Below are 7,640 nucleotides of genomic sequence, written 5' to 3' on the forward strand. Positions count from 1 at the left end.
GTTCAACAAATAATATTTCATGAGCAACTCAATTTTTAAAAGATTTAGAAAACAAGAAGAACCCGTAATTGAAGAGGAATCTTCAGTTTTAGAGGATAGGGATTATTGGATTTCATTATTACAAAAAATAGCGTATCCAGTTTTAAATAATTTGGCTAGAGGTTCCCTAAGGAAAAAAATGCCTTATGAATCAATCAGTGCAGAAAATCAAAAATTTGCATATCTTGAGGCTTTTGCCAGAGTGTTTAATGGAATTTCTTCCTGGTTGGAATTAGGCCCGGACAGTTCTGAAGAAGGTCAATTGAGATTAAAATATTTAAACATGACATTAAAAGCTATTAGTAATGCTGTTAATACCAATAACAATGATTACATTTTTGTTATTGAACCAAAACAATCTTTAGTTGATGTTGCTTTATTTGCTCAAGGATTACTCAGATCTAAAAATCAAGTTTGGCTTAATTTGCCTATGGGTGTACAGGCCAAAATTATTCATGAATTAAAAAATACTCGTGTTATTGCGCCATATGAAAATCACTGGTTGTTATATACTGCAATGATTGAAGCGGCACTTTTAGAATTCACTGGCGAATGCGATAAAGAACGTTTATCCTATGGTGTTCATAAATTTAGAGATGAATTCTATTTGGGAGATGCGATTTACAGTGACGGCGAGTCATTTGAGTTAAACTACTATAACAGCATTACAATTCATCCGATGCTCAATGATATTTTATTTGTAATGAGAAAATACGGTCTTTCAGATGGAGAATTCTTGGATGTACAACTGATGAGGTCATCTAGATTGTCATCTCAACTTGAAAGGTTGATTTCACCTGAAGGCACTTATCCTGTTGTGGGGGCTTCATTAGCTTATCGTTGCGGTGTTTTCCATTTATTGTCACAGGCGGCTTTACTTAAGATTTTACCTAGAAATATAAACCCTGCTCAAGTCAGGTCAGCATTGACTAAGGTTTTGATGAAACAATTCAAAGGCAATCAGAATTTCAACTCTGAAGGATGGTTGATTGTAGGATTAAACGGCTCTCAATTGGACATATCTGAAAAAGATATAAATACTGGTAGTCTTTATTTATGCTGTTCAATATTTTTAGCTTTAGGCTTAAAATCAAACGAAGTGTTTTGGAATGCACCAGCTAGTGAATGGACTAGTTTAAAAGCATGGAATGGTCATAAAATACCAAAAGACCAACCAATTGATTTTTAATTTAATTCATAAAGGTTTCCGTAATTATATAGTGTAATTTCACTCGGAACTCTATTTATTATATTTTTTGTATCAAATAAAACAGGATTTTTCATACTTCTGGAAATCAAACCGTAATCCAGATGTTTAAACTCATTATGGTCACATAATATTAAAATTAAATCGGCATCTTTTATAGCTTCTTTAAGGCTTACGAAATCATTATTTTTAATATGGGGGTCATGTATTGCTATATCATACCCATATTCTTTTAACTTGGCAATTATGTTGTATGCAGGGCTTTCCCTATCATCTCCGGTATTTCCTTTATATGACACTCCAAGTACTGCAATTTTGCCTTCAGAAATTATTTTTTTCACATTGTCGCATACAAAATCGGGCATTGAATTATTGGTGTCTCGAGCTAATTTAATAATTTTTGCAGTTTCAGGAGCCTTTGCATAGATAAAGTAAGGATCAATTGCAAGGCAATGACCTCCGACACCAGGGCCCGGTGAATGCAGATTTACTCTAGGGTGTTTGTTTGCCATTTTAATAACGTCCAAAGCATTGACACCAATTTCAGCACAGATTTTTGCAAGTTCATTTGCAAGAGCAATATTCACATCCCTAAAAGTATTTTCCATACATTTGGACAGCTCAGCAGTTTTCGCTTCAGTCAATGTAATGTTTCCTTCAACAAATTGACCATAAACTTCTCTGGCTTTTTTAGAACATTCCGGTGTGATTCCACCTATTATTCTATCGTTATGGACCAATTCTTCTAAAATCCTTCCTGGAAGGACCCTTTCAGGACAATGTGAAAGATATAAGTCTTTTCCAATTGTAAAACCGGCATTTTCAAAAATAGGTTTAATTGTTTCATCGGTAGACATTGGAGCTATTGTTGATTCAATAATCACCGTATTTCCTTTTTCAAGGTATGGAATTATTGATTCACAGGCACTGACAACATAGCTTAAATCACAGCTGTAGTTTTCAATGATGTATGGTGTTGGAACAGTAATAATAAATGCGTCAGCTTTTTGAGGAGTTAGGCTAGCAACATATACTTTATTTTTAACTGCATTTTTTATAATGTCAGATATTCCCGGTTCTTCAATGTGGACAATGCCCTCATTAAGGTTGTTTACAATTTCCTCGTTAACATCTACTCCAACAACTTCGCAATGGTTTCTAGTAAAAAGGGCTGCTGTTGGAAGCCCAATATATCCTTGACCGATAATACATACTTTCATAGTTCTAACTCCTTCATATAAATATAAAGTATAATATATATTTTAACATATAAATTTTTAAGGGATATTTATGAAAATTCTAATCACTGGTTCAAATGGAATGTTAGGTCATGATTTAATCGAAGTCTTAAAAGATAAACACGAACTAATTCTCACCACTTCCAAAACATTGGATATCACTGATAAAGATGGCGTAATTGACTTTATTTGTAAAAACAATCCGGATATTGTCATTAATTCTGCAGCTTATACAAATGTTGATGGCTGTGAGGAAAATCAGGAACTCGCATATAATGTTAATGGAGAGGGAGTTAAAAACTTGGCTTTGGGATGCAGTAAAATTGATTGTCCTTTGGTTCATGTAAGTACCGATTATGTTTTTAATGGTGAAAATACCCGTCCATGGGTTGAAGACGATGAAATCGGTCCTATCAGTGTTTATGGTAAAAGTAAACTAAAAGGGGAAGAAGCCATTTTGGAAATTCTCGAAAAGTTTTTCATCATAAGAACCGCATGGCTTTATGGAATTAATGGGGGCAATTTCCCTAAAACAATGTTGGAACTTGCAAAGAATCATTCGGAAATCACTGTTGTTTATGATGAGGTTGGAACTCCAACATACACTCCGGATTTGGCATGTGCAATTTCAAAATTAATTGAGACAGATTATTATGGTATTTATCACATCACAAACTCAGGCAGCTGTTCATGGTGTGAATTTGCAAGATATATCTTCGAAGTTGCAGATGAAGACGTTAAAGTTATTCCGGTTACAGCATCAGAATTTGCAAGACCAGCTCCAAGACCACACTATTCAGTACTTGAAAATAAAAGATGGACGGATAACGGTTTCAAACCGCTTCGCCATTATAAAGAAGCTATTAAAGAATATGTCGAGTTGATTAAATGAACAAAAGGATAGTAGCTGTATTGGCAGTAATAATTGCCTTATTTGTAATGGGTTCTGTCAGTGCAGGATTTTTTGATTTTTTAAATTTCGGAGGAAATTCAGATTCTTCAAGTGTTGATGTCGTTGAAGATGGTCAATACTGCACAGTGGATGAAGTTGCGGCTTATATTAAACAATTCCACAAGCTTCCAAGCAATTACATCACTAAAAGCGAGGCAAGGGATTTGGGCTGGCAAGGAGGACCACTTAAAAAATATGCTCCCGGTAAAAGTATTGGCGGAGATACATTTACAAATAGACAACATGTTCTTCCGGATAGTGATGATAAGTATATAGAATGTGACATTAATGCAAACGGAACCAGCCGTGGAGCCGAAAGGATAGTTTATAACACCGGAAACTATAAAGTTTATTATACGGATGATCATTACAACACATTCAAAGAAGTCTGATAACATGGAAATTGATGGCAATCTGATTAAGAAAGATGGACATGACTATTTAAAAGAGGCATTGGATTTTCCGGATTATTACGGGAAGAATCTTGATGCATTATATGACTGTTTATGCGAAATAGGCATAGAAACAGAGATAATACTAAAAAATAGCGACATGGTTTCTAAAGATTTAATCGACACATTTGTTGATGCGGCAAATGAAAATGAGCTTTTAGATTTTAAATGCGAAAAATGAAATTTATTAATTATATGAAAATAAATATAATCATGTGATAATATGAAAGGTATAATTTTAGCAGGTGGTTCTGGGACACGCCTTTATCCTATTACTAAAGCTGTTTCAAAGCAGTTATTACCGTTATATGATAAACCAATGATTTATTATCCGATTTCTGTTCTGATGCTTGCAGGAATTCGTGAAATTTTAATTATTTCTACACCAAGGGATTTGCCTATCTATGAGGATTTGTTGGGTGATGGAAGTAGTTTCGGTGTTGAATTTTCTTATGAAGTTCAGGAAAATCCTAATGGTCTTGCAGAAGCATTCATAATTGGTGAAGAATTCATTGGTGATGATAATGTAGCATTAATTTTAGGAGATAATATTTTCCATGGCCACAGATTTACAGAAATCCTTGAAAGGGCTACAAATCTAAAAGAAGGTGCAGTAATATTTGGATATTATACAAACAATCCTGAAGCTTTTGGAGTTGTTGAATTTGACGATGATTGGAACGTGTTGTCAATCGAAGAAAAGCCTGACAATCCAAAATCCAATTATATTGTGCCAGGACTTTATTTTTATGACAACGATGTAATTGACATAGCCAAAAATGTAAAGCCTTCCGATAGGGGAGAGGTTGAAATAACTTCAGTAAATGAAGAATACCTCAAACGAGGTAAACTTAAAGTAGAACTTCTTGGAAGAGGCATGGCATGGTTGGATACAGGAACTCATATGGGTCTTTTAGAAGCCGCAAACTTCATTGAAACAGTCCAAAAAAGACAGGGTTTGTATATCGCATGTCTTGAAGAAATAGCTTATATTAAAGGATACATTTCAAAAGAAGATTTGTTAAAAACTGCTGAAGAACTCAATAAAACTGATTATGGACAATATTTATTTAATTTAGCTAAAAGAGGAAAATAATATGGGTAAATTTAAATTTACAGAAACAGGAATCGAAGGAATGTTTGTAGTGGAACCTACAGTATTCGAAGATAATCGAGGGTACTTTATGGAAACATTTCAAGAAAACGACTTTAAAGAAGCCGGATATGATTTAAAGTTTGTTCAGGATAATCAATCCAAATCATCAAAAGGAGTGCTTAGAGGCCTTCATTTACAACTCAAATATCCTCAAGGAAAGTTAGTTCGCGTTATTAAAGGCGAAGTATTTGACGTGGGGGTCGACCTGAGGGGCGATTCTCCTACATACGGCAAATGGTTTGGAGCCATCTTGTCTGATGAGAATAAAAAGCAATTATATATTCCACCTAAATTTGCTCATGGATTCGTTGTATTGTCGAATGAAGCTGAATTCGTCTACAAATGTACAGAATTTTACCATGGGGATGATGAAAGTGGAATAAAATGGGATGATGAGGATATTGGCATTGATTGGCCAATAGATGATATTGATGAGATAATATTATCAGATAAAGATAAAGAATGGAAATCTTTTAAAGAATCTCAAATTAAATATTAGTGGTTATTATGACAAATATTTTAGTTACTGGCGGAGCCGGATTTATTGGAAGTAATTTCGTAAGGTATATGGTAAACAAGTATCCTGAATACAATATTATTAATTTAGATGCTTTGACTTATTGCGGCAATCTTGAAAACCTAAAAGATATTGAAAATAAGGATAACTACTCTTTTGTTAAAGGAGATATTAGAGACAAATCTGTTGTGGATGACTTAGTTAAAAAATGTGATTATGTTATCAATTTTGCTGCTGAAAGCCATGTTGATAGAAGTATTAGTGATCCGGAGATATTTATCAAATCAAATGTTTTAGGAACTCAGGTTCTCTTAAACGCTTCTAAAGAATATGGGGTTGAAAAATACATTCAGATTTCAACTGATGAGGTTTATGGAACTTTAGGAGAAACAGGATATTTCTCAGAAACCACTCCTTTACAGCCAAACAGCCCATATTCCGCTTCAAAAGCAGGTGGAGATTTAATTACAAGAGCATACTTTGAAACTTTTGATTTACCAATAAACATTACACGCTGTTCAAATAATTACGGACCTTATCAGTTCCCGGAAAAATTAATCCCGTTAATGATTTCCAATGCATTGGAAGGTAAGAAATTGCCAGTTTATGGGGATGGAAAAAATATTAGGGATTGGCTACATGTACACGACCACTGCACAGCCATTGATTTGGTCTTACATGAAGGAAAGCTTGGTGAAGTCTATAATATTGGTGGAAACAACGAAAAACAGAACATCAACATTGTAAAATTAATACTGAAAGAACTTGGCAAAGACGAATCTTTAATAGAGTTTGTCACCGATAGATTAGGACATGACAGACGCTATGCTATTGATTCAACCAAGATTCAAAGTGAATTGGGATGGAAACCTAAATACACATTTGAAACAGGTATTAAAGAAACAATTGAATGGTATCTGGATAATCAGGATTGGATCAATCAGGTTAAAAGCGGTGAATATCAGGAATATTATGAAAAGATGTACCTGAACAGGTAATTTACACTTGAAGTTCATCTCTTTTATTTTTAATTTTTAATTTTTTTTCGAATTTTCATATTTTTCTATACTTCTTTTTATTTGATTTATTTAAGTTTTATCAATTTGTTTAAATTGCAGATTTTAATAGTGTCTCTATTAAAGATTAATTTTATATATTATAATTTGTTAATTTTAATTAGGATTTGATAATTAATTTTGGAAATTTTTTCCAGTTAATTATGGGGAAATGGTGATTTGGATGTTGGAACAATATTTGCCGTTTGTAGGGCTAATTATCTTCGGAAATATTGAAAACTTAGTTCTATCTTCACAAGGTGTTGTTGCCGGAGTAAACCCAGTAAAATTGGGAATTGCTAGTTTATGTTGTGTATCTTTATGGTTGATAATCGGAACTTTTGGAACTCAACTTCTGATAAATTATGTTGATTTTATCAATTTCATTGGTGGATTTGCAATTTTTGTTTTAGGTTTACAGGCAATGTATGAATCAGTATTTCACAATTAGGGATGATTAGATGGCAAACGAATTAAAACAGTTTATTATATTATTGGTTTTTGGAAACATTGAAAACTTAATTTTGGCGGCACAAGGTGTTGCGGAACATGTTAATCCATTGGGTCTTGCTATTTTAAGTCTCACTGCTGTTGTTTTCTGGTTGGCTGTTGGAACATTTGGAACCAAAATTGCCATGAAATATGCAAGATATATTAATTTCATCGGCGGTCTTGCAATTTTCATTCTAGGTGTTCAGGCAATGCTAGAATCAATCCCAGGAATGTTAGCTTTCTTCCACTAATTTATTGATTTTTATGAAATATCTGAAACATAAAGTTTATGGAACTTTATTTAACTTATTTAAAGTTTTTCCTCTAAAGAATAATAGAATCTCTTTCATTATAGATTCAAACGAATCCTTTAAAGGGAATCTGGACTACATCAAAAAAGAATTTGAAACAAGAGGGGATTTTGAATTCAACTTTTTTTATAAGGATAAACTTTCTTTACCAAGTTTTAAAAAATTGGCAACCTCCAAATATGTATTTTTTATTCTATGTAATCCATTATATCACGATCGAG

General features: G+C 33.3%; 10 protein-coding genes and 1 pseudogene. 10 read left to right on the forward strand and 1 reads right to left on the reverse strand.

The window, feature by feature from the left end:
• Positions 1-19 precede the first annotated feature (19 nt).
• Positions 20-1,228: a DUF2264 domain-containing protein gene (locus Q4Q55_RS05260; RefSeq protein ID WP_303371776.1), complete on the forward strand. Its 1,209-nt coding sequence runs from the start codon at positions 20-22 to the stop codon at positions 1,226-1,228.
• Here Q4Q55_RS05260 and Q4Q55_RS05265 read toward each other — a convergent pair.
• A complete protein-coding gene (locus Q4Q55_RS05265; RefSeq protein ID WP_303371777.1) occupies positions 1,225-2,466 on the reverse strand; it encodes a nucleotide sugar dehydrogenase in 1,242 nt (413 codons plus the stop codon). The two genes, Q4Q55_RS05260 and Q4Q55_RS05265, sit on opposite strands and share 4 nt — an antisense overlap.
• 70 nt (positions 2,467-2,536) lie before the next feature.
• Between Q4Q55_RS05265 and rfbD the strand changes: the two genes are divergently transcribed.
• From rfbD to Q4Q55_RS05310, 9 genes and pseudogenes are all read left to right on the forward strand, one after another.
• Positions 2,537-3,376, forward strand: coding sequence for a dTDP-4-dehydrorhamnose reductase (rfbD, locus tag Q4Q55_RS05270; protein WP_303371778.1), 840 nt, complete (start codon positions 2,537-2,539; stop codon positions 3,374-3,376).
• The gene (locus Q4Q55_RS05275) at positions 3,373-3,828 is read left to right on the forward strand and encodes a ribonuclease domain-containing protein (protein ID WP_303371779.1); all 456 of its coding nucleotides are present in this window, start codon (positions 3,373-3,375) and stop codon (positions 3,826-3,828) included. Before rfbD ends, Q4Q55_RS05275 begins: the two co-directional genes overlap by 4 nt.
• 4 nt (positions 3,829-3,832) lie before the next feature.
• Positions 3,833-4,069, forward strand: coding sequence for a barstar family protein (locus Q4Q55_RS05280; protein ID WP_303371780.1), 237 nt, complete (start codon positions 3,833-3,835; stop codon positions 4,067-4,069).
• A 42-nt stretch (positions 4,070-4,111) separates the two neighbouring features.
• Positions 4,112-4,984, forward strand: coding sequence for a glucose-1-phosphate thymidylyltransferase RfbA (gene rfbA, locus Q4Q55_RS05285; RefSeq protein WP_303371781.1), 873 nt, complete (start codon positions 4,112-4,114; stop codon positions 4,982-4,984).
• Between the two features lies 1 nt (position 4,985).
• Positions 4,986-5,543, forward strand: coding sequence for a dTDP-4-dehydrorhamnose 3,5-epimerase (gene rfbC / locus Q4Q55_RS05290; protein WP_303371782.1), 558 nt, complete (start codon positions 4,986-4,988; stop codon positions 5,541-5,543).
• 8 nt (positions 5,544-5,551) lie between these two features.
• A complete protein-coding gene (rfbB, locus tag Q4Q55_RS05295; RefSeq protein ID WP_303371783.1) occupies positions 5,552-6,559 on the forward strand; it encodes a dTDP-glucose 4,6-dehydratase in 1,008 nt (335 codons plus the stop codon).
• 241 nt (positions 6,560-6,800) lie between these two features.
• Positions 6,801-7,067, forward strand: coding sequence for a hypothetical protein (locus Q4Q55_RS05300; RefSeq protein WP_303371784.1), 267 nt, complete (start codon positions 6,801-6,803; stop codon positions 7,065-7,067).
• A 10-nt stretch (positions 7,068-7,077) separates the two neighbouring features.
• Positions 7,078-7,359 (forward strand): hypothetical protein, encoded by a 282-nt coding sequence (locus Q4Q55_RS05305; RefSeq protein ID WP_303371785.1) that lies wholly within the window; start codon positions 7,078-7,080, stop codon positions 7,357-7,359.
• Positions 7,360-7,372: 13 nt separating this feature from the next.
• A pseudogene (locus Q4Q55_RS05310) lies at positions 7,373-7,640 on the forward strand (hypothetical protein); the annotation flags it as partial.

Source organism: Methanobrevibacter sp. (assembly GCF_030539555.1).
In the GTDB taxonomy this organism is placed as follows: Archaea; Methanobacteriota; Methanobacteria; order Methanobacteriales; family Methanobacteriaceae; genus Methanocatella.